Below are 20,302 nucleotides of genomic sequence, written 5' to 3'. Positions count from 1 at the left end.
TCATTCCGCGACGTCCCACCCGCAGGCATCCCCGATGCGCGCCAGCGCATAGTCCCAGTTGACCTGTTCCTGTTCCAACCGGATCCGCTCCCCGTGGACGCCCGAGGCCAGTTCGCCGAAGAGCCGGGCCTCGGCCGCATCCAGGTGGGCGGGAATCCCCTTCGACGGGCTCATCTCGACGCCCCAGAATCCGCGGTGGTCCATCAGCGTTTCCTGGTCCATCAAGACGCTGCGCACATGCGGGTGGTGCGAACGCAGCTGGTTCAGGATGGCAAAGCCGTGCGTGTCCAAATCTCCCCAATAAACGACGTCGCAGCCGCCAACCCACCCGGCGGCGCCCAGCCCGCTGAACCCGTAACCGCCACCGAAAACGATGAGCGTGCCGGGCATCAACGGCAGCGCCAGGAAGTTCGTCTTGTTCTCGGTGACTATCACCCGCTGCACCGGCAGCGCCAGGTTTTCGAAGGCCTCGGCGGCGATTTCCACGTCCTCGGCCCCGCCCGGCGCGTTCAGGATCCCGGGCAGCGCGCGCATGCGCACGGTGTCGGGCTCGGTCGTAAAGCCGTGACGTGCCCTGAAGGACTTCATCGAGGAGCTGCGCGGGGCCGCAGCGCCGGTGAGGACCGCGACCATCTCGTCGATGGACCGCATGTGCTTTTCCACGAACTTGGTGTGCACACCGGCAAGGGCCAGCTGGCGCACGTAGATGCCCGGTTCCGGGTTCTCCACCAGCCATCGGGCGACCCGTGCGACCACCAGGGTCTCTGGGCCCAGCTCCAGAAGCTGGAACGGCTTGGCCAGCACCCACGGGCGGAGGCCGGGTTCCGCCGCTTCGAGCGCGGCGGCAAATTTCAGGAACGCCGCCGCATCCCTGCCCTTGCCCGCGAAGGCGATCTCGTCGGCGACGGAATCAAAACGTGCCGCCTGCGGGACATCGTTCGCCCCGACGCTCTGGTGCCCGATGCTCCGGGTTTCCAGGCGGTAGTGCCCGGCCCCGGCATGCAGCTCCCGGGCCCAGTCCTTCACCTCGGCAAAGCGCTGGCGCAGTTCGCCGGCAGTCGGCGCCTTCAAGGCGCGGCGGCGCGGATAAGCATCCGATGGCTCCAGCAATTCGCGCAGCATATCCCCGCGGTCCCATGACTTCAGGCACACGTCCCGCAGCCCTGCCACGCCAGTCCATGGCGCAACCCTATTTGCCACGGAGTTCCTTCTGGGCCCGGTATTCCTCGATGCTCATGTTCCGCAGGTGCGATGCCTGTCCGGAGGGGTTGTCGACGAACCCCACGTGCGCCACGAACGGCTCGATCACGTGGATCTTCTGCAGCGGGGTGACGATCAGCAACTGCAGTTTCATTTGCCGGAACAGCTCCAACCCGTAGCGGGCCGACTCGTCCGAGCCCCGGCCGAAGGCCTCGTCGATCACCACGAACCTGAAGTTCCGCTTGGCCTCGGTCTTGCCGGACTTGCGTCCGCCGAGCCCGAACTGGAAGGCCAGCGCCGCGGCGAGGATCGTGTAGGCAAGCTTCTCCTTCTGCCCGCCGGATTTGCCGCCCGAATCGGTGAAATGCTCGAATTCCTCGCCCGTCTCGCTCCAACGTTCGGAGGCGCTGAAGGTGAACCAGTTGCGCACGTCGGTGACCTTCGCCGTCCACCGTTGGTCCAGGCTACTCAGCCCGTCGCGGCCGCGGAAGCGCTCCACCAGCTTGGAGACCTGCGCGAACTTCAGCTCCGAATACTGCTCGGACTCCCCCAGCGTCCCTTCGGAACAGGAGCGCAAATCCACGATGAACTCCCTGATTTCCGGATCGGTGGACTGGTCGTGCTCCAGCTGGATGTGCCGGCCGGCGTTGTAGTCGATCTGCGCGAGGGAAGCGTTGATCTGCCCGATGCGTCCGGTGATGTCGGTCTTGCGTGCATCGAGGAAGGCGTTGAACGCAACGATCTCGTTGATGGTGTTCTGGTTCAGCGCCTCCTTGAAGCGGGTGGCGAAGCGCGGCAGGTCGTCCTTCTGGAGCTTCTCGAGCAGTGCGGTGAATTCCCCGGCGGCCTGCAGCGAATTGTCGATGTCCGTGCATTCCTCGGGATACTTGGCCCTGAACTCCGACATCCTGTTCAGCGTGTTTTCCCCGGCCCTGATCACCTGCCGGTTCAAGCCGTCGATGCGGGTGGTCAGCTGCTCGCGCACCGTTCGCTCGGTGGTCGTGGTGTTGCGGTAGCTCAGCTCGGCATCGCCCAGCGCTTCGGTGGTCAATCGCGCCAGCTGGACCAGGACCCCGCTGTCGCTGCTGGCCGGGGTTTCGGCCAGGGACTCGCGGCATCCGGCAATCGCCGCTTCGATGTCCTCGAGGGCTTGCTTGTTCCGTCCACCTCGGTCGAGCAGCACCTCCGACTGGTCCTGCAGCTTCTTCAGGCCCAGCACCAGCTCGGCTTCCTTGGTGGCCAGCAGCGACAGCTGGTCATTGGCACCGGACAGTTCCCGGTGCTCGGCTTCGAGCCCGTCGATCGTTCGTGCGGTGAGCTGCCAGCTGATCTCCGCGAAAGACTCCACGCCCTGCACGGTGCCCACCGCGCGCTGGGCCAACCCCAGGTCGCCAAGCTTCTGCAGCAGCGCAGCGACGCGCCGCTCGAATCCCAGGCGCCTGGCCGCGCTCTCCTCCATGAGCCGGCGGACCATCGCCATCTTCTCGTGGTTGTCCCAGCCAAGCACGAAGTTCCGGCGGTCCCGGCTCGCGGGCCTGTCGTCCTTCTCGTGGCGCCCGCCGCCGGTCTTGAGCTGCCCGTTGGGCGTCACCGCCCGCGGGTGGCGGCGGAAATCCTCCAGGGATTCGCAGCATTGGTGGTCGAAGCGCTTGTTCAGCTCCGCGGCCAGGTAGGCGCGGAAGTGCGTGCCGGCCTTGATCTCCACCTTCGACGCCAGCGTCCCGGGCCGCTGCTCCACGGCGCGCACGGGTTCCGCGTCGACCTTCCGGTAGACCAGCCGCCCGCGCAGGTTGTTCGCATCCACCCAGCTGGACACCGCGGCATAGTGCTCCTGGGGCACCAGCAGCGACAGGGCGAATCCGCGCAGCGTCAGCTCCGCGGCGCTCTCCCACAATTGCTCGCCCGGGCGCACGCGCAGCAGCTCGCCGATGTACGGGAGCACCGCCTCGTCGATGCCGGTCGCCATACAGAGCCGGTGGCGGATTTCCAGCTGCTCGCGCGGCAGCAGGTTGGCTCGCGCCTGCAAGGACGCGTGTTCTTCCTTGAGCGAGGCTTCCTCCGCGGCGGCCTCGCGAACCTGGCCCAGCAGCTCGCCGTGGTCCTGGTTCAGTGCCGCCGTTTCGTCAGCCAGCCGCTTGGTGGTTTCCGGCAGCGCGGCGACGTTCGCGTCGAAATCGACCTGGTCGCGCACCTCGGCCAGCTCAAGCAACGCGGCCGAAGCGCCGTAGCTTGCGGCCTTGGTTTTCTGTCGTTCCCGTGCGGCGCGCGCCGCATGGATCTCCGAATCGATGGCGGCAAGCCTCCCGCCGCCCTGCGTGCGGATGTCATCGCGGATCACGGCCAACTGCTCCTGGGCCGTGGCCGCCTGCGCCTTCTTGGCCTCCGACTCGCGGTGAAGCCGCTGTGCGGTGCGCCCAAGCTCCGCCTGGTGTTCCAGGCTCAATTCCAGCTGCCTGGACATGAACCACGGGGTCAGCTCGTCGCGCAGCGCGCGGCTGGTTTTCTCCTGCGAATCCAGTTCGCGGTGCCGGGCCGAGTGCTCGCGGACCGGGACGAGCATCTCGATCTGGTCCCTGGCCCGGCGCACCGCGTCGTGCGCCTTCTTCAAATCGTCGAAGTGCAGGATCAGGTTCTTGAGCCGCTCCGCCACGTCATCGTCGTCGAGCATGTTGGTGCGCACGAAGCTGGTGATGTTCTCCACCTGTTTCATCGACACCGTGCGGTGGAACAGGTCCATGGCCTGGGACCCGGTGATCCCGAACTGGCGCTTGAACTCCGATTCATACTGCTCAAAAGCATCAAAGGTCTTGACCCCATCGGTTTTCAACCGGCTCTTGAGCTTCCGGGGTTCCCCTCCGAAGTTCGCAAAGTCCCCTGTGATTGACTGTTCGCCTTCGGCCAGCGAGTAGAAGCGGTTGGGCTGGCCCGCCTCCTGGGTGGCCCACAACGTCAGCGCGAGGGTGACGGCCTTGTCCATTTCCGCGTTGCCGAACACGCCCAGCACCACGGTGTAGGAGCCGGGCTTGCGCAGCGCGACCGGCTTGGAGGATTCGCCGCCCCCGCGCTCGGACTTGTGGAAGCCCCGCACGTAGGACATGAGGCTGCGTTCCTTCTTCTGCGCGCCCGCGGCCTTGTTGAACTCGATCCGGTGCGCCGGCAGCAGCAGCGTGGTGATCGCATCGACCACCGTCGACTTGCCCGAGCCGATGTCCCCGGTCAGCAGCGAGTTCTTCCCGTCCAGGATGAAGCGGCGAACCTCCTCGTCGAAGGTGCCCCAGTTCAGGATCTCGAGCCGGCGCAGGCGGAATCCGGGTTCCAGGCCCTCGAACTCGAAGGCCTCGGCCTGCGGCACCGACGCCCTGGTGACCTCGGGTGTTTCCTTGCTGGCCACCGCATCCAACCCCTGGCCGTGGGACGTCTGGCCATGGGGATGCTGCAGCGCTTCGGCAAAAAGCGTCTCCTGCTCCTGCCCGAACAGCGAGTCCTGGTCCCCGAAGGCGTTCATCTGGTTCATTTCGTTCCTTCCAGGGCCGTGCGGTAGTCGGCCAACCGCGCGTCAAGCTCGCCCAGCCACTGCGCATCCACGAACGCCTTGATGATCCGTTGGACCTCGTAGTGGTCATCGGTGCCGCGCAGCTTGCGCAGGAAGCCCAGCTCCGCGACCTTTTTGATGGACGTGTTCAGCTGGTCGAACAGGCGCACCTCGTTGCTGGTTTCGGGCATGAACACCGAGACCATCTCCGCGATCTGCTCGCGGGACATCACCAACCGGCTCTCGGAGGTCTGCTGGTCGAACTCGGCCAGCCGCACCCGCAGCAGCGCCAGCAGCAGCGAGACGTGGAAGGTCAGCGGCCGGCGGGCGACCAGCCTCGGCAGCTTGGAGTCCTCGTCCTGGTTCGAGCGCAGGAACGCGTAGCCCTCGATGTCGTCGTGGAAGAGCTCCAGGCCGAGCACCGCGACATAGTCCCGGGCCGTGGCAATGTTCTCCCCCAGCGCCTGCCACAGCTTGGGATCGGCCTCGCGGTAGACCACGCCCCTGAGCAGGTGGGTGAGCACCAGGGAGAGGGCATCGGACGCAGTCGGTGCGATCGCGCCCTGGTCAGCGCCCGCAACCGCATCGGCATCCATCTCGAAGGGCAATGCATCGTCCAGGTTCATTCGGGCCTCACAAAGGTAACGTGTTCCACCGTGGCTTCGCGCCGCGCCCCGGTGCTGGTGGTCCAGGAAAGGGTCTGGGTGCGCGAGGCGTCGATGTCCGCCCAGCCGGATTCGGCGGCGATCTGGAAGTAGGTGACGACCTCGGCCAGCCCCTTGGCCAGCGGGTGCAGCTCCAGGACCTGTCCCAGGCTGGCCTGCGGCAGCTGGCCCAGGACCTCGTCGATGTTCGCCTGCAGCTCGGCACGGTCCACATAGAACTGGTCGAAGAGCGCGCTGGAATCGACCTCGGTGTCCTCGGCGAGCTCCACCGCATCGTCGATGACCACCTGGGTTCCTGGCTTGTAGAGGGGGCGTTCGAAGGGAAGGGTGATCTCCGCCTGCTGCGCCGCGATCTCGGTGACGGTGCCGGACGGCGGGTCGTTGCGCAGCGCCAGCGCGTTGGATTCGATGCTGCGGATCAGCTGCATGATGCGCTTGTTCTCCAGGAACACCTTGTCATCGAGCAGCCTGCGCATCTGCGAGGAGAGGCGGCGCACGGTGCCCTGGGTCTGCTCGACCGCCGGCAGCCAGTCGCGCTGCAGGTTCACGATCTCCCCCACCCCGTCAACGGTCGCCAGCGTGGGGATCTGCGTGGTCTTTTCCAGCAGGTCGGACAGTTCGGCACGCTGCGCCGGGGACATCAGGTAGTCCCAGAACCCCTGGAAGGTGCGTCCCTGCAAGGACCCGGAGATGTCCTCCTGGTTGGTGAAGATCGCATCGAGCAGCTCTCCCTGGCTTCCCTCCCAGGTGGCGATGCGTTCGCGGACCTTGCGGTCCAGGTCGCGGAAGTTCGCCTCGACCTCGCGGAAGTCCGAGAGCAGGTCCTGGGCCTGGGCGCGCAGCTGCTGGTAGTGGTCAAGCGCCTCGGGGCCGGTCATCACCGGCATGTCCCCGGCCGCGACAGCCTCGATCTTCGCGTCGATGGCCGCGCGTTCGGCCTCCAGCTGCGCCAGGCGAACTTCGGGATCGGTTTCCGAGCCCTGCACCAGGGTCTTGAGCAGTGCGAAGATGCCGGTGAGCCGCGACTGGGTGGCCACGAACTCCCGCCCCTGCAACGATTGCACCCAGCGCACCGCGTCCTCGGTGGTGGGGGTCAGATCGAAGATCGGGTCGTCCTGGTTCTCGATGTAGAACTTGCGCAGCCAGGCCTTCTCCGGCGCCGCCCAGTTGTCCAGGTATTCCGCGGCGCTGCGCGGGAACGCTGCATCACCCTGTTCGTCGCGGACCATGAACAGCACGTCCTCGAGCGCGTCGATCAGCTCGCGGCGCGGGATGTTGCGGCGGTTGGGCTCGATGAAGGCCGCGACGAAGAAGGCGACCAGCAGCGGGGCATGGTCGGCGCGTAGCAAGGCCCACCCCGGGTGGTTTTCCCGAAGCCCCTGTATGGCGTAGTAATCCAAGTCCCTGTCCTCAACGTTTCTGCCGGTGCCCTTCCCGGCCCACCCCATCATCATAGGAAGGTTCGGCGACGATTGGGCGCCGTGGCGCGAGATATCGGGCCTCGATCGCGACAAGCGCGCTGGACCCTGCACACGTGGTCATCGACATGCAGGCTTCGCATCTCTGGGACGTGTTAGGCGTCGCATTTGATGACCGTGGGTAGCCGCGTTGCCTGACGACGAGGCATTTGCCTTCGTGTTTCCCGGCCCGCCCCTTGACGTTCCTCGTCGGCGGCGTCAGGCTGGCGACAGACCCCCGTTCCCGGAATTCCGCCCGGGCACTTAAAGACGAACGACCCGGTGCCAGTTTCGAAGCCGCACCAGGTCGTTCTGACGCGAAATCGAGTCGCGCTGATGCTTACGGTAAGCCACGATCCCGCCGCTGTCGAATCCCAGCTCCTGGGCCGCGAACTTCCCTGCCCGCGTTGCCAGGACCGGCTGCGGCCCTGGGGCTTCGGGACGGCACGGGTCATCCGCTGCGGAACACCGATCCGGAGCCGCTGGGTCACCCCTCGCCGGGCCCGCTGCCGCGGCTGCCGGGCCACCCACATCCTCTTGCCCGCCGAGTTTGCCTGCCGCCGGGCCGACCACGCGGAGGTGATCGGGCAGGCCGTGGAACTTGGCGCCGCCCAGGGACTAGGGTACCGGAAGATCGCTGCGATCCTGGAGCGGCCCGAGTCCACGGTGCGGGACTGGCTGCGCACCTTCAAGACCAACGCCCCGGCCATCACCGAAGCCTTCACCGCCCGGGTGCACCGGGCGACCGCCGAGGCCCTGGAATTCTGGCCGGCACCGGCAAAGACCGCCGCGGCCCATGCGTTGGGCATGCTGATGGCCCACGCCCGGGTCCTGGCCCGCCTGCACGGCACGGCCGCCGGCACCGTGGTCACCATGACGTGGCATTCCGCCGCCCTGTTCGCGCATGGTCCGTGGTTCTTCAGCGAGGCCGGGTGGCCCGAAGGCGTGCAACACGTACCCGCCCTGCCGCGACAGCGGTAAGTGGGCAAAGGTGGGATTCACGTGTCGTTTCCGGATGCCCGGAGGCTGCGCGGACCCGTGCTTCACCCCACCGGAAGGATCTTTTGATGACCAGTGCTCCAGCCCACCCACCCCTTGAGCTTGGTGCTGCCCCGCAGCCACCGGGCCCTGTTCCGCATCTGTTCGTGGAGGGCCCGGCCCTCCCACAGGAGGCGCCCCACGCCGTACCGGCGCCGGCGTCCCTTCTTTCCCCGGTGCCGCCGAATCCGGCCCCGCGGGCCACGACCCCGCTGATGCGCAAGGAACACCGCGAGAAGATCGCCCTCTTCCGCTACCAGGTGATCCGGGCCGCGGCCGACCATTCCCTGACGACCCGGCAGCGCGGGCCCCTGGTCCGCGCCCTGGCCGAGGTCGAGCACCCGTGGCCGTTCGGCGGCACCCGCCGCTACTCCCGCGAAACCCTGGACCGCTGGATCAAGGCCTGGCAGGACCACGGCTTCGACGGGCTGAAACCCGACGAACGCGCCAGCGCACCCTACACCGACTCCACCGTGCTGGCCCTGGCCGAATCCCTGAAGCGGGAGAAACCGAACCGGACCGCGGCGCAGGTCAAAAGGATCATCGCCGAGGCCATGGGCACCGCGCCCTCGGAGACCACGCTGCTGCGCCACTTCCGCTCCAGGAACATTCCCACCGGCGTTCGGCCGGTGGCCACCGGCCGCTTCGAGGCCGACCATCCGAACGAGATCTGGGTGGGCGATGCCCTGCACGGGCCGAAAATCAACGGCAGGAAAACCTACCTCTTCGCGTTCCTTGACGACCATTCCAGCATGGTCACCGCCGCCCGCTGGGCCTGGGCCGAGGACGCCATCAGGCTCGGCGCGGTGCTGCGGCCGGCCTTCGAAACCTACGGCATCCCCGAGGTCGTATACCTGGACAACGGGGCCGCCATGGTTGACAAGTCCCTGTCGCGGACCTGCGCCAAGCTCGGGATCCGGCTCGTGCATTCGGCCCCCTACCGGCCCCAGGGAAGAGGCAAGATCGAACGCTTCTTTTCGACGGTCACCAGCCAGTTTTTGGGGGAAATCACGGTCACCGACACCCCGATGCTTCCGGGCACCGACCCGGAGGCTGGCTCCCAGATCAGCACCCTGAAGGAGCTGAACACCTTGTTCACCGGGTGGGTGAACATGGCCTACCACCACCGGCAACACACCAGCACCGGGCAAACACCCCTGGCGCGCTGGGAGGCGGCCTGGGAGCACCGGGAACCGGTGCGCAAGTCCCTGGAGGCGATCCGCGAGGCGTTCCTCTGGTCCGATGTCCGCACGGTCACCAAGACCGGGACCGTGTCCCTGCACGCGAACACCTACGAGGTCGATCCGCTGCTGGCCGGCACCAGGGTGGAACTGGTCTATGACCCCTTCGACCTGGACGGGCAGGTCGCGGTGAACAACCACCACGGCCACGCGGCCGGGCAGGCGAAAATCCTGAAGATCGGGCGGCACGTGCACGCCAAGGTCGCCAATGCGGTGAGGGACCACGACGCAGCGGCCAACATCAGCACCGGGATCAACTACCTGGATCTGGTGGCGACCCGGCACCGCGAGTCACGCACCGCCGCGCCGATCAGCTTCGCCGACATCCAGCAGAACACCGAGCGGAAAGCCGGGGCCGTCCGATGAGTTCGATCTCCACCCTGCAGACGCATTTCGGGTTCACCCGGCTTCCCTTCGGCCGTGCCATCCCGCCGGCCGCGCTGACCCAGCATCCCGGGCACCGCGAGGCGGTCGCCCGGATCCGCTGGTGCATCGAGCACCGCCGCATGGGGGTGATCGCCGGGGAGGTCGGGGCCGGAAAGACCGTGGCGGCCCGCGCCGCCCTGGACCAGCTCGAACCCTCCCGCCACCAAATCATCTATGTCCCGGACCCGACCATCGGGATCCGCGGGATCCGCTCGGCGATCGTCACCGCCCTGGGCTCCACGCCCTCGTTCTTCTCCGGGGCACTGGCAGCGCAGGCCGCGTCCCTGCTGGCCGGGGAACTGGACGAGCGTTCCCGGCTGCCGGTCATCGTCATCGACGAGGCCCATTTGCTTTCGGTGGAGGACCTCGAGGCGCTGAGGATGCTTTCGAACGTTTCCATGGATACGGAGTCGCATTTCGCGCTGCTGTTGATCGGCCAGCCGACCCTGCGCCGGCAGCTGAAGATGGCGGTGCTCTCGGCCCTGGACCAGCGGATCGGGACCCGCTACACCATCGGCCCGATGACCTTGGAGGACACCGCCGACTACATCAAGGGGCACCTGGGGTTCGCCGGCCGGGCCGATCCGCTGTTTTCCGAGGACGCCATCAAGGTCATCCACCAGGCCTCCCGCGGCTACCCGCGGACCGTGAACAACCTGGCCCTGGCCGCGCTCATGGCCACCCGATCAATGCAGGGCGCGATCGTGGACCAGTCCGCGGCGCAGTCGGCGGTCACCGAGTTCACCGAATAGCGGCACCCGGCGCCGCTGACGACCACGCCGCCGCGTTGGCCATGGACGCCCCTCCGGGATTTTCCCGGAGGGGCGTTTCCCTGCCCCGGTCGTCGCCAAACCACGTGGCGGCTTCATCGTCAAATAACGCGGCGGTCAACAGGACGTCTCGACGCTTGCCGCACGCTTGAATCCAGGTGTCGTCCGGCAAGAAAGAATTCCGGGGGTCGAGTTGGCGCTCCCTAGCCTCCGATTTTGCGGGCGAACTCCCGGAGGTCATCGGCGAAAAACCCTGGTTGCTCCATGGCCCCGAAGTGGCCTCCCGCCGGATGCTCCGTCCAATGCACCAACGGGAATCGCCGCTCCATCCAGGCCTTGGGTGACTTGAGGATTTCCTGGGGAAATATTCCAGCACCGGTCGGGACCATGACTTTCCCGGCGGTTCCCTGGCCCGATCTCAGCGCCAGGTACTGTTCCCGGTAAAAATGCATGGCGGACGAGATGGTGTCCGTGAACCAGTACAAGGACAGGTTCGTCAGGAACAGGTCCCAGCTCACCGCGTTGCGGATGTCCTTGGTCCCGTCTCGTTCGCAGTCGGTCCACTGGTGGAACTTGTCCAAGACCCAGGCGCACCACCCCACCGGGGAGTCGGTGAGCGCAAATCCCAAGGTCTCCGGGCGGGTTTTTTGTATTTCGAAGTAACCCCGGCCGTCGATGGCATTGAATTCGTTCTCTTCCAGCCATTTCAGCTCGTGCTCCCGTACCAACGCCATCGGATCGGGCACATCGGCTGGCGGAATGGGATGGGTCAACGTCACGTGCAAACCCAGGACCCGCTCCGGGTAGAGGGACGCGATGTGGGTGGCGACAAGGGTTCCCCAGTCTCCTCCATGCACGATGAACCGCTCGTAGCCCAGTTCCTCCATCAACGAGGCAATGCGGTGCGCAATGCGGATGGGCGACATCCCGGGTTCGTCGATCCCGGGGGAACCGCCGAATCCCTGCAGCGAGGGGGCCACGACATGGAAGGATTCCTTGCCGGCCTCGCGGGGTTCCGATAGCTTCGGGATGACCTCGAGAAATTCAACGATCGAGCCGGGCCAACCGTGCAGGAGCAAAATCGGTGTCGCGTCGCCTTCGGCCGACCGGGAGTGCAAGTGGTGGATGGGCAACCCGTCAATGACGGTCAGGTAGTTCGGAATCGAATTGATCCGTTGTGCTGCGGCCTCGAAGTCAAAGCCGTCGCGCCAGTAACCGACCAGGCCGCGCAGATACCCATTGTCGACTCCAAAGTCCCAATCGCCGACCCCGAACTGCCGTGGCCATCTGGTCATGGCAATGCGGGACTTGAGTTGTTTCACTGACTCGGCGTCAAAACTGACTTCATGCGGAACTGTCGACACTCGATTTGCCTCTCGTCTGCCGGATGGTGATCCGGTGGCGCTGTTTCCAAACGGATGTGTGCTTGGCCTGGTGGCGAGCCTCCCCGTCGCGGAACGTACCGGGCAAGCGCGACCACGAATTCCGGCGATGCCTACCTGGCTTGGGGTTTGCTCCCGGGGCAACCCAAAAACAAGCTACCACGGCTCAAACCGGCGTCATCCGGCAAGAAGCTATCACCGCGCAAAGCCCCGTTGACGAGACACGCAGTCCCGTTTGCTGCAAAGGGTTCCAACTATTGGGCACCAGCGGACAGGTGCATGGCAGGCTCAGGCGTCGGCTGCGACGAACGCGCTTTCAAGCCAGGCACGCTCCAGGTCGTTGATCGCCCGGCTCGAGGTCTTGTCCTCGGCCAGCGGCACCATCACCGAGACGCCGTCGAAGACCGGGAACCCGTCCTGGATCCCCACGTGGCGCAGCGAGAAGGACTTGGTGCCGATGCGCACCACCGACAGCTGGATCACCATGGTCGGTTGGTAGTACAGCGGACGCAGGTAGTCCAGCTTCAGCGAGGCGACCACGGTCCCGTGCGGGAAGCGTCCGGATTTGCTGCGCGGCTGGGTCCAGCGGATCCGCGCCTCCTCCATCAGCGTGACCACGCGGGCGTTGTTCACGTGCCCCAGCGCGTCCTCGTCGGACCAGCGCAACTGCAATTCCATGTCGATGGGCCCGGTGCTGGCCACGGCGTTGTTTTCACTCATGTTCCCTATTGCACCAGATCCCGGCCAATGTGCGCAGTTGTTTACGACATCGGCAGCCGCGTTTTCTCCCTGCGATGGAAGTTATGCACAGCGTGCGGGGCTGCCTTCACCTGTTCCTCCGGAGCGGCCCACACTTGCAAGACCAGAAAGGAACTGCATGGACATCGGTACATACCTGTCACCCGAAAACGAAAGTCCCAACGGCTGGAAGGTTGAAATCTGGAATAGCGCGAACGGCCGATCACCGTTTGGAAAATGGTATGCAAAACTCGATCCGTACGATCAGGCCGTGGTCGACACCGCAATCGGCAAGATACTCGTCCCGCTCGGGCCAAGAATATGTGAAACGGAATGGGGTAAGCCCCTCAAGGAGGGGCTGTACGAATTTCGCATACGCCGGTCGTTTTCCACCATCGTCAACACGGGAATAGCTGAAGAAGAAGAACGACAGATGCTCCCATCGTGGGCCCAAAAACCTGTCCTGCTTCGTATATTCTGCACATTCCACGGGAACCGGATCGTTGTCCTCTTCCAAGGGTATGACAAGGGAAAAGATCCCTCCTCAAGGCGCCAAGAGCGCGAAATCCAGAAGGCGAGAAAAATCCTTCGTGCATGGAGAGAAGAGACCTTGACATGAATATGTGCGTCAGCACATACTTGTTCCAGGTACGACGCCGCCAGGAGGTCAAGATGCCCACACAGCCGTACGAAGAATTCGTTGCCCCGTTCCGCACCCAATGGAACTCCGATGTGAAGGAGTTTTCCAAGGCCCTGGGCGCGCAACTGGACTCGGAAACCAGTGCCCAATACGCATTGGGCCAAGGCCTTGTCGCGGCACGCGAGCTCGCCGGACTGACCCAACCGCAGCTGGCCCAGCGCTCCGGGGTCCAGCAGGCAGATATCAGCCGCATCGAACGCGGTCTCGGAAACCCGACCCGGGATACCTTGATCAGGCTGGCCGACGCCTTGGGGATGCAACTGGTTCTGCTGCCCAAGGACTCCCCCGACCTCCACCCAGCATGATTCGGCCGGGCCGCCTCAGCCGACGGGGAACTCGATGATCTCGCTGCGGATCAGGAATCGCTTGCCCTCCGGGGCCTCGACCGAGAAGCCCGATCCGCGCCCGGGGACCACGTCGATGGTCAGCTTGGTGTGCTTCCAGTACTCGAACTGCTCGCGGCTCATCCAGAAGTCCAGCTCCCCCAGCACCCCGCCGCCGGCATCGGGCAGCTCGAAGGTCCCCAGCAGGATGTCCGAATCCCCGGTCTTGAATTCGCCGGCCGGGAAGCACATGGGCGAGGACCCGTCGCAACAGCCACCGGACTGGTGGAACATCAGCGGCCCGTGCCGATCCCAGAGCAGGCGCAGCAGGTCGGCCGCCTCGGACGCCAACGCGACGCGCGAGAATTCCTCGCCGGTGATACGCGGCGCCGACTCGATGACGTTTTCCATGGTTCTGCTCCCTTGTGCTTCGTGGCTTCCCTGGCAGACACCACCGCCCGGCACCGTCTTGGGGGAAAGGTGCCGGGCGGGAGGTGTGGAACTGTTTCTGCTATCCCCGTCCCTCGTTCCAGGGGGCCGGCGATGTCCTTGGTTGCGGCCCGACAGGCAGCCGCCTACTTCGCGTAGTCGATGACCACGCGCCCGTCGATCTTAGCGTGCTTCATCTCGTCGAAGACCGCGTTGACGTCCTCGAGCGGGCGGGTGTGGAAGGTCGGCTTGATCTGGCCGCGGGCGTAGAACTCCAGCGCCTCGTCCATGTCCTGGCGGGTGCCGACGATCGAGCCGCGGATGGTCAGGCCCTTGAGCACGATGTCGAAGATCGGTGCCGGGAAGTCCCCCGGCGGCAGGCCGTTGAACACGATGGTTCCGCCGCGGCGGGTCATGGAGATGGCCTGGCCGAATGCCGCCGGGTGCACCGCGGTGACAAGCACGCCGTGGGCGCCGCCGGTTGCAGCCTGGATCGCCTCGGCCGGGTCTTCGGCGAACGCGTTGACCGTGACCTCGGCGCCGTGGCTGCGGGCCAGTGCCAGCTTCTCCTCGGCGACGTCGACGGCCGCGACTCGCATGCCCATGGCCACCGCGTACTGCACCGCGATGTGCCCGAGCCCGCCGATGCCGGAGATCACGACCCATTGGCCGGGGCGCACCTCGGTCTGCTTCAGGCCCTTGTAGACGGTCACTCCGGCGCAGAGCACCGGGGCGATCTCATACGGGTCCGATCCCTCGGGGATGTGGGCGGCGAACTTCGCATCGACCAGCATGTACTCGCCGAAGGAACCGTCGACCGAATAGCCGCCGTTGGTCTGCGACTCGCAGAGGGTCTCCCAGCCGGTGCGGCAGTATTCGCAACTGCCGCAGGCGCTGGCCAGCCAGGCGTTGCCGACCAGGTCCCCGACCTTGACCTCGGTGACCCCGGGGCCGACCTTGACCACGTTGCCCACGCCCTCGTGGCCCGGGACCAGTGGGAGATTCGGCTTGACCGGCCAGTCTCCCTCGGCGGCGTGCAGGTCTGTGTGGCAGACGCCGGAAGCGATGACCTTCACCAGCGCCTGGCCCGGGCCGGGCTCGGGGATGGCGGTGGTTCCGATGGTGAGTTCGTCGCCAAAGTTCTCGACAATGGCTGCGCGCATGGTGCTCATGGGGGTGTTTCCTTTGCTTTGTACCGGTGGCGCGGGGCACAGGGGGATGCACCATTGGTGCCAGACCTTGATCCCGCGCCACCGAAGAAGGGTGGAAAGGGTTGCTGCGTGGAGGATGGTGAGGCGGTCGATGGCTGCCTGGGGGTGGGGCAACCGGGGCGGTTGCCCGCGGGGACCTCGGCTTCTGCGCCGCCGGCCCCGCGGGCGCGTGCCGGTTTAGAAGAAGCCGAGCTTGTCCTCCGAGTAGGAGACAAGCAGGTTCTTGGTCTGCTGGTAGTGGTCGAGCATCATCTTGTGGTTCTCGCGTCCGATGCCGGAGGACTTGTAGCCGCCGAAGGCGGAGTGTGCCGGGTAGGCGTGGTACTGATTGACCCAGACGCGGCCGGCCTGGATGTCGCGGCCGGCGCGGTAGGCGGTGTTGCCGTTGCGGCTCCACACGCCCGAGCCCAGCCCGTAGAGGGTGTCGTTGGCGATCTCGATCGCGTCGTCGTAGCCGGAGAACTTCGCGACCGAGACGACGGGGCCGAAGATCTCCTCCTGGAAGATGCGCATCTTGTTGTGGCCCTCGAAGATGGTCGGCTGCACGTAGTAGCCGCCCTCGAGGTCCCCGCCAAGCTCCGCGCGTCCGCCGCCGGTGAGCACCTTGGCGCCCTCGGCCTTGCCGATGTCCAGGTAGGAGAGGATCTTTTCCAGCTGGTCGTTGGAGGCCTGGGCTCCCATCATGGTCTCGGTGTCCAGCGGGTTGCCCTGCTTGATGGCCTTGGTGCGCTCCACGACGTCGGCCATGAAGGAGTCGTAGATGGACTCCTGGACCAGTGCGCGCGAGGGACAGGTGCATACCTCACCCTGGTTCAGCGCGAACATCGTGAAGCCTTCCTTGGCCTTGTCGTAGAACGCGTCGTCCTTCGCCGCGACGTCCTCGAAGAAGATGTTCGGGGACTTGCCGCCCAGTTCCAGGGTGACCGGGATCAGGTTCTCCGAGGCGTACTGCATGATCAGCCGGCCGGTAGTGGTCTCGCCGGTGAATGCGATCTTGCGGATGCGCTTGTTGGAGGCCAGCGGCTTGCCTGCCTCGACGCCGAAGCCGTTGACGACGTTCAGCACGCCGGCCGGGATCAGGTCGCCGATCAGTTCCATCAGCACCAGGATCGAGACCGGGGTCTGCTCGGCGGGCTTCAAGACGATGGCGTTGCCCGCGGCCAGCGCCGGGGCCAGCTTCCACACGGCCATGAGGATCGGGAAGTTCCAGGGGATGATCTGCCCGACCACCCCGAGCGGCTCGTGGAAGTGGTACGCGGTGGTGTTCTCGTCGATCTGCGACAGGCCGCCTTCCTGGGCGCGGATGGCGCCGGCGAAGTAGCGGAAGTGGTCCACGGCCAGCGGCAGGTCGGCGTTGATGGTCTCGCGAACCGCCTTGCCGTTGTCCCAGGTTTCGGCGACCGCGAGCATCTCCAGGTTTTCCTCGATGCGGTCGGCGATCTTGTTCAGGATCACCGCGCGTTCGGCCGGGCTGGTCTTGCCCCACGGGCCGGCTGCGGCCTCTGCCGCGTCGAGTGCCGCTTCGATGTCCTCGGCGGTGCCGCGGCCGACTTCGCAGAAGCCCTTGCCGGTGACCGGGGTGATGTTTTCGAAGTACTGGCCCTTGACGGGGGCCACCCACTGGCCACCGATGTAGTGGTCATACCGGGACTTGAAGTGAACGAGCGAACCTTCGGTGTTGGGGTTGGCGTAGACCGTCATGACGACTCCTTGGAGATGGGTGGGGGTGGTGAACTTGTTGCTTAATGTGAGCCTACTCACACAGAGGTTGCGGCAACGTTGCACGCCAGGTTGCAACGTTGCCGCTCGAACGGGATCCCGCGGATTCCCGCGGAGGTGCACCAAGCCAACCCGCCTTCCCATGGACTCCGACGGGCCCGAGCATCCCGCTTCCCCCGCTCTTCCTTGATGCTCGGGCAGGAAGCTTTTCGGGCCGCTGTTCCACTTCCCCCCACATTGGGTTTCCCCGGCCTCGCGCCGGGCCCGATCGGCGCAGACTGGGGTTCATGACCACCACCGCGCCAACCGGCACCCCGAGGGGGCCGGCACCCTCCGACACCGCGATCCGGCAGCTTGCCGACGCGGTGCTGGCGCTGCGTGCCGCGCAGGAACGGCTGGGGTCCGCGGACCTGGATGCTGCCTCCGCCGCCTTGGTGCTGGGGCTGTACGAGCAGGGGAACCGGGCGGTCGCATTCGGGCAGCTGAGCGCCGTGTTCGCCGCCGACGCGGCGCAGGTGCATCGGCTGGACCCGGATACCGCCGCTGCCATCGACGCCCTGGCCGCCGACCCCCGGGAGCTGGCCGCCGGCACCGCCCCGGTTCCGGCGGAGGCGATGTGCCAGGGGATGGCCCCTCACCGAACCACCGCCGCCTGGATGCAGTCGCACCTGCACATCTCCGAGACCGAGGCGCGCCGCCGGCTTGCCGGTGCCCGGCTACTCGTCGCCCCGGTCCCACCCCCACCGGGCGCGGCCATGGAACCCGGCTCCGCACCCGGGTCCCCGGCATTCCCGATCCTGGCCCGGGCAGCAGCCGAGGGGGCTGCGGATGTGGGGACGTTGGCGCAGCTGGCCGGGAAGCTTAATTCGATGGGCCCGCGCATCGCCGCGCGCCCCGACGCGGCGAACCTCGCCGAGGCCATCGAACGGGACCTGGCCCGGGAGCTGGGCACCAACGAACCGCAACACGGGCACAAGGCCCTGGCCGACTGGGGCGCCTACCTGGCGGAAAACGGGGCGCCGGTCACCGACGAAGAGATCATCGCCAGGCGCGGGATGTTCTACAAGGGCCAGCGCAACGGATGCGACGAGTACCTGCTGCGCTGCGATCCCATCGATTCCGAGGCGATCCGCGCCTTCGGCGAGGCCTGGACCAACCCGCGATCCGCCAAGCTCCCGCCCGCCTCGGCTTCCAGCACCCGCAACACCACCAGCACCGGACTCGGAGCCCCAGAACCCGACGAGCAACCCGCCGCCCGGGAATCCGGTGACAAACCGGACACCCCGGGCAACCACGCACCTTCCGAAACCACGGCGGCTGAGACCTCGGCGCCCGAAACCAAGGATCCAGGGACCGTGGCCTCCCCTGCCGGGACCCCGGCCCCGGCCTGGGCGCTGGCCCCGGGCGCCGACCCGGCCGACGCCCCGCGCAGCGCCTGGGACTGCGGTCCCGCCGCCAACGAAAATGGGCCATCACTCGAGGGCGGGGACCAGCGCACGAGCCCGCAACTGCTGCTCGACGGAATCATCGCGGCCATCGGCGGGGCACTGGAAGGCACCGGCGTCCCGGAGTCCGGGGGCATGCGCATCCGCATCGGGGTGTTGATCGGGTACCGCGCGCTGCTGGGCCAGTGCGAGGACGCCGGGATCACCGACCACGGCCGTCCCATTTCCGCGGTGAACATCCGCCGCCTTGCCTGCAACGGCGACCTGCTCCCTGTGCTCCTGGGCGGGGAGGGCGAGATCCTGGACCTGGGCCGGGAGGTCCGCGGTTTCTCCCCGGCGCAGCGCAAGGCCATCGCGATCCGTGACCGCGGCTGCGTGATCCCCGGTTGCCGCCGGCCGGCCTCCACGAACGAGGCCCACCACGTCAAGCCTTGGGTCAATGGCGGTCTGACTAGTGTGGATAATGGTTGTAATCTGTGCCTTGAACACCACCTGCAGGTGCATGCCGGATTGATCACGCTGAAAATGGTCAACGGGATCCCATACGTCATCGCCCGGGCGGGCCAGCCCCGAGGGGACCCGGAACGGAACCTCTACTGGCATCCCGAGCTGCGAACCGCCGGCTACACCCCGCCGATGTTCACCGACTAACCTCGGGATTCGATCCGTTCCAGCGCCGCGACCACCAGGGCGCGGTGCGGGGAGCGGGGTGGCAACACCTGCAATGTGGTGCGGAGGACCTCTTCGTCGCCCTGGGCCTCCGGCTGTTCCAGGAAACGCACTAGCTGGGCGTCACTGCCGTCCTGCAGCATGGCCTGGCGGAGGGCCGCGAACACCTCGTCACGGATCTCTTCGATGCCGGGGGCCAGCGAACGCGGAAGGATGGGACCCGCGTAATGCGCCAGTGCAGCGTCCAGGTCGCCCTTCTCGATGGCCCGGAGAACCTCGCGGGCATCGCACCACGGCAGGCTTCCCAACCGGTAGGGACGCGAGAGCGGGACCAGCGACTCGTCGAAGTCCGCAAGCACCTTGCGCAACCGCACCAGTTCGGCACGAAGCGTGCCCACGTCGGCCGCATCCGGATTGACGTGTAACAGCTCCACAAGCTCCTCGCCACTGAGGCCTCGGGGGTGCCAGCTCAGCAACGCAAGCAACTCCGCATGCCGGGTGGAAAGCTCGATGCTCTTGTGGTCGCGGCGCAGTTCCGCACCCGACCCGGAGGTCAGGTGCAGCGTGGCTTCGAGGACAGGTGCCGCCCGCGGCTTGAACGAGGCGGGAACGATGAAGGTCTTGCGTTCCGGTTCGGCATGCTCTTGGTGCCAGCGCAGTTCCGACTCGGCCGCAGCGACGGCTGCCTTCAAGAGCGCCAGTGAGTGCGAGGCCACGGCATCTGCGCCGCCGGTGATGTCCACGACCCCGAGCATCTCCCCAGTGTCCGGAGAGTGGATGGGAACCGCGGTGCAACTCCAACGATGGGCAATGGGGTCGAAGTGCTCGGCACCGGCAACCTGCACTCCCGCGCCGGTGACCAGTGCGGTTCCAGGTGCGGATGTTCCCACGGCGCGTTCGGACCAGTCCGCACCGGGAACAAATGCCATGGATTCGGCGTCACGCAGCACTTGGCTATCGCCCTTGACCCAGAGCAGACGACCACTGGGGTCACCGATGGCAAGAATCAGGCTGGTGTCTCGGGTCGGCTCCAGAAGCAGGCGGTCAAAGACGGGCAACACCAGGCGCAGCGGCGAGGCGGTTCGCAATTCCCGCAGCGCCTCGTCGCTGAGAACCGTGTGGGCATTGGACTCGACGCTGTCTTTGTACCCCAGCGAGCGCAGCCATGATTCGCGGACCACATCGCGGAGCTGCCATGCCGCCTCGTCCGGGGCGCCTGCTCCCAAGTCCTCGTGCGCAGCAAGCGCACGGCGCTGCAGAGCCATCGAGGCCGGAGTCACCAGAGGCATCTTTCACCTTCCACGAGTCAGGAAGTCACTGCATGGGCACCCACACGGCACCCAGTGTGACCCCCTTC

Annotated in this window: 16 protein-coding genes; 6 read left to right on the top strand and 10 right to left on the bottom strand. The window is 66.4% G+C overall.

Translation table 11 applies throughout. The features are described 5' to 3' along the window. Genes JOF46_RS03690 through JOF46_RS03675 form a run of 4 tightly spaced genes read right to left on the bottom strand, consistent with a single transcriptional unit; the run spans position 1 to position 6,797 of the window. A complete protein-coding gene (locus JOF46_RS03690) occupies positions 1 to 1,200 on the bottom strand; it encodes a Wadjet anti-phage system protein JetD domain-containing protein (RefSeq protein ID WP_209906077.1) in 1,200 nt (399 codons plus the stop codon). After that, positions 1,190 to 4,714 carry an ATP-binding protein gene (locus JOF46_RS03685; protein WP_209906076.1) on the bottom strand — a complete coding sequence of 1,175 codons (3,525 nt, stop codon included), beginning with the start codon at positions 4,712 to 4,714 and terminating at the stop codon, positions 1,190 to 1,192. Before JOF46_RS03685 ends, JOF46_RS03690 begins: the two co-directional genes overlap by 11 nt. After that, positions 4,711 to 5,358, bottom strand: a complete 648-nt coding sequence (locus JOF46_RS03680; RefSeq protein ID WP_245347987.1) for a DUF4194 domain-containing protein — start codon at positions 5,356 to 5,358, stop codon at positions 4,711 to 4,713. Before JOF46_RS03680 ends, JOF46_RS03685 begins: the two co-directional genes overlap by 4 nt. Beyond that, a complete protein-coding gene (locus tag JOF46_RS03675; protein ID WP_209906075.1) occupies positions 5,355 to 6,797 on the bottom strand; it encodes a DUF3375 domain-containing protein in 1,443 nt (480 codons plus the stop codon). The genes JOF46_RS03680 and JOF46_RS03675 overlap by 4 nt, the downstream gene beginning before the upstream one ends. Before the next feature lie 393 nt (positions 6,798 to 7,190). Here JOF46_RS03675 and JOF46_RS03670 point away from each other — a divergent pair, with 393 nt between their 5' ends. The 3 genes from JOF46_RS03670 (at position 7,191) to JOF46_RS03660 (ending at position 10,311) form a co-directional block, all read left to right on the top strand. Further along, positions 7,191 to 7,835, top strand: a complete 645-nt coding sequence (locus JOF46_RS03670; protein WP_209906074.1) for a helix-turn-helix domain-containing protein — start codon at positions 7,191 to 7,193, stop codon at positions 7,833 to 7,835. An 86-nt stretch (positions 7,836 to 7,921) separates the two neighbouring features. Beyond that, positions 7,922 to 9,499, top strand: a complete 1,578-nt coding sequence (locus JOF46_RS03665; protein WP_209906073.1) for a DDE-type integrase/transposase/recombinase — start codon at positions 7,922 to 7,924, stop codon at positions 9,497 to 9,499. After that, positions 9,496 to 10,311: an ExeA family protein gene (locus JOF46_RS03660; RefSeq protein ID WP_209906072.1), complete on the top strand. Its 816-nt coding sequence runs from the start codon at positions 9,496 to 9,498 to the stop codon at positions 10,309 to 10,311. Before JOF46_RS03665 ends, JOF46_RS03660 begins: the two co-directional genes overlap by 4 nt. A 221-nt stretch (positions 10,312 to 10,532) precedes the next feature. Here JOF46_RS03660 and JOF46_RS03655 read toward each other — a convergent pair whose 3' ends face one another. Then, a complete protein-coding gene (locus tag JOF46_RS03655) occupies positions 10,533 to 11,693 on the bottom strand; it encodes an epoxide hydrolase family protein (protein ID WP_342592351.1) in 1,161 nt (386 codons plus the stop codon). A 306-nt stretch (positions 11,694 to 11,999) separates the two neighbouring features. Next, positions 12,000 to 12,431, bottom strand: a complete 432-nt coding sequence (locus JOF46_RS03650) for an acyl-CoA thioesterase (protein ID WP_209906070.1) — start codon at positions 12,429 to 12,431, stop codon at positions 12,000 to 12,002. A 157-nt stretch (positions 12,432 to 12,588) separates the two neighbouring features. Here JOF46_RS03650 and JOF46_RS03645 point away from each other — a divergent pair, with 157 nt between their 5' ends. Continuing rightward, on the top strand, positions 12,589 to 13,068 hold the full coding sequence (locus JOF46_RS03645) for a type II toxin-antitoxin system RelE/ParE family toxin (RefSeq protein ID WP_209906069.1): 480 nt from the start codon (positions 12,589 to 12,591) through the stop codon (positions 13,066 to 13,068). A gap of 53 nt (positions 13,069 to 13,121) precedes the next feature. Next, positions 13,122 to 13,454, top strand: a complete 333-nt coding sequence (locus tag JOF46_RS03640; protein ID WP_209906068.1) for a helix-turn-helix domain-containing protein — start codon at positions 13,122 to 13,124, stop codon at positions 13,452 to 13,454. Positions 13,455 to 13,469: 15 nt separating this feature from the next. Here the strand turns inward: JOF46_RS03640 and JOF46_RS03635 are convergent, their stop codons facing one another. The 3 genes from JOF46_RS03635 to adh form a co-directional block, all read right to left on the bottom strand. Then, positions 13,470 to 13,883, bottom strand: a complete 414-nt coding sequence (locus JOF46_RS03635; RefSeq protein ID WP_209906067.1) for a DUF779 domain-containing protein — start codon at positions 13,881 to 13,883, stop codon at positions 13,470 to 13,472. Positions 13,884 to 14,047: 164 nt separating this feature from the next. After that, positions 14,048 to 15,073 carry an alcohol dehydrogenase AdhP gene (adhP, locus tag JOF46_RS03630; protein WP_209906066.1) on the bottom strand — a complete coding sequence of 342 codons (1,026 nt, stop codon included), beginning with the start codon at positions 15,071 to 15,073 and terminating at the stop codon, positions 14,048 to 14,050. Positions 15,074 to 15,289: 216 nt separating this feature from the next. Next, a complete protein-coding gene (adh, locus tag JOF46_RS03625; protein ID WP_209906065.1) occupies positions 15,290 to 16,813 on the bottom strand; it encodes an aldehyde dehydrogenase in 1,524 nt (507 codons plus the stop codon). A 305-nt stretch (positions 16,814 to 17,118) separates the two neighbouring features. Here adh and JOF46_RS03620 point away from each other — a divergent pair, with 305 nt between their 5' ends. Further along, entirely contained in the window at positions 17,119 to 18,927 is a 1,809-nt protein-coding gene (locus JOF46_RS03620) for an HNH endonuclease signature motif containing protein (RefSeq protein ID WP_209906064.1), read from the top strand. Here the strand turns inward: JOF46_RS03620 and JOF46_RS03615 are convergent. Continuing rightward, complete coding sequence (locus tag JOF46_RS03615; RefSeq protein WP_209906063.1) at positions 18,924 to 20,234, bottom strand: helix-turn-helix domain-containing protein; 1,311 nt, start codon at positions 20,232 to 20,234, stop codon at positions 18,924 to 18,926. The two genes, JOF46_RS03620 and JOF46_RS03615, sit on opposite strands and share 4 nt — an antisense overlap. Positions 20,235 to 20,302: the final 68 nt, after the last annotated feature.

Source organism: Paeniglutamicibacter psychrophenolicus, assembly GCF_017876575.1.
Lineage (GTDB): Bacteria > Actinomycetota > Actinomycetes > Actinomycetales > Micrococcaceae > Paeniglutamicibacter > Paeniglutamicibacter psychrophenolicus.
The sequence above is the reverse complement of the archived record's forward strand: the minus strand, read 5'-3'. Positions and strand labels throughout refer to the sequence as shown.

Bases quoted from the DNA above. Each gene is read 5' to 3' on its own strand.
- JOF46_RS03685 (WP_209906076.1), bottom strand. From the start codon at position 4,714: ATGAACCAGATGAACGCCTTCGGGGACCAGGACTCGCTGTTCGGGCAG.
- JOF46_RS03680 (WP_245347987.1), bottom strand. From the start codon at position 5,358: ATGAACCTGGACGATGCATTGCCCTTCGAGATGGATGCCGATGCGGTT.
- JOF46_RS03670 (WP_209906074.1), top strand. From the start codon at position 7,191: ATGCTTACGGTAAGCCACGATCCCGCCGCTGTCGAATCCCAGCTCCTG.
- JOF46_RS03665 (WP_209906073.1), top strand. From the start codon at position 7,922: ATGACCAGTGCTCCAGCCCACCCACCCCTTGAGCTTGGTGCTGCCCCG.
- JOF46_RS03660 (WP_209906072.1), top strand. From the start codon at position 9,496: ATGAGTTCGATCTCCACCCTGCAGACGCATTTCGGGTTCACCCGGCTT.
- JOF46_RS03650 (WP_209906070.1), bottom strand. From the start codon at position 12,431: ATGAGTGAAAACAACGCCGTGGCCAGCACCGGGCCCATCGACATGGAA.
- JOF46_RS03645 (WP_209906069.1), top strand. From the start codon at position 12,589: ATGGACATCGGTACATACCTGTCACCCGAAAACGAAAGTCCCAACGGC.
- JOF46_RS03640 (WP_209906068.1), top strand. From the start codon at position 13,122: ATGCCCACACAGCCGTACGAAGAATTCGTTGCCCCGTTCCGCACCCAA.
- JOF46_RS03635 (WP_209906067.1), bottom strand. From the start codon at position 13,883: ATGGAAAACGTCATCGAGTCGGCGCCGCGTATCACCGGCGAGGAATTC.
- adhP (WP_209906066.1), bottom strand. From the start codon at position 15,073: ATGAGCACCATGCGCGCAGCCATTGTCGAGAACTTTGGCGACGAACTC.
- adh (WP_209906065.1), bottom strand. From the start codon at position 16,813: ATGACGGTCTACGCCAACCCCAACACCGAAGGTTCGCTCGTTCACTTC.
- JOF46_RS03620 (WP_209906064.1), top strand. From the start codon at position 17,119: ATGACCACCACCGCGCCAACCGGCACCCCGAGGGGGCCGGCACCCTCC.
- JOF46_RS03615 (WP_209906063.1), bottom strand. From the start codon at position 20,234: ATGCCTCTGGTGACTCCGGCCTCGATGGCTCTGCAGCGCCGTGCGCTT.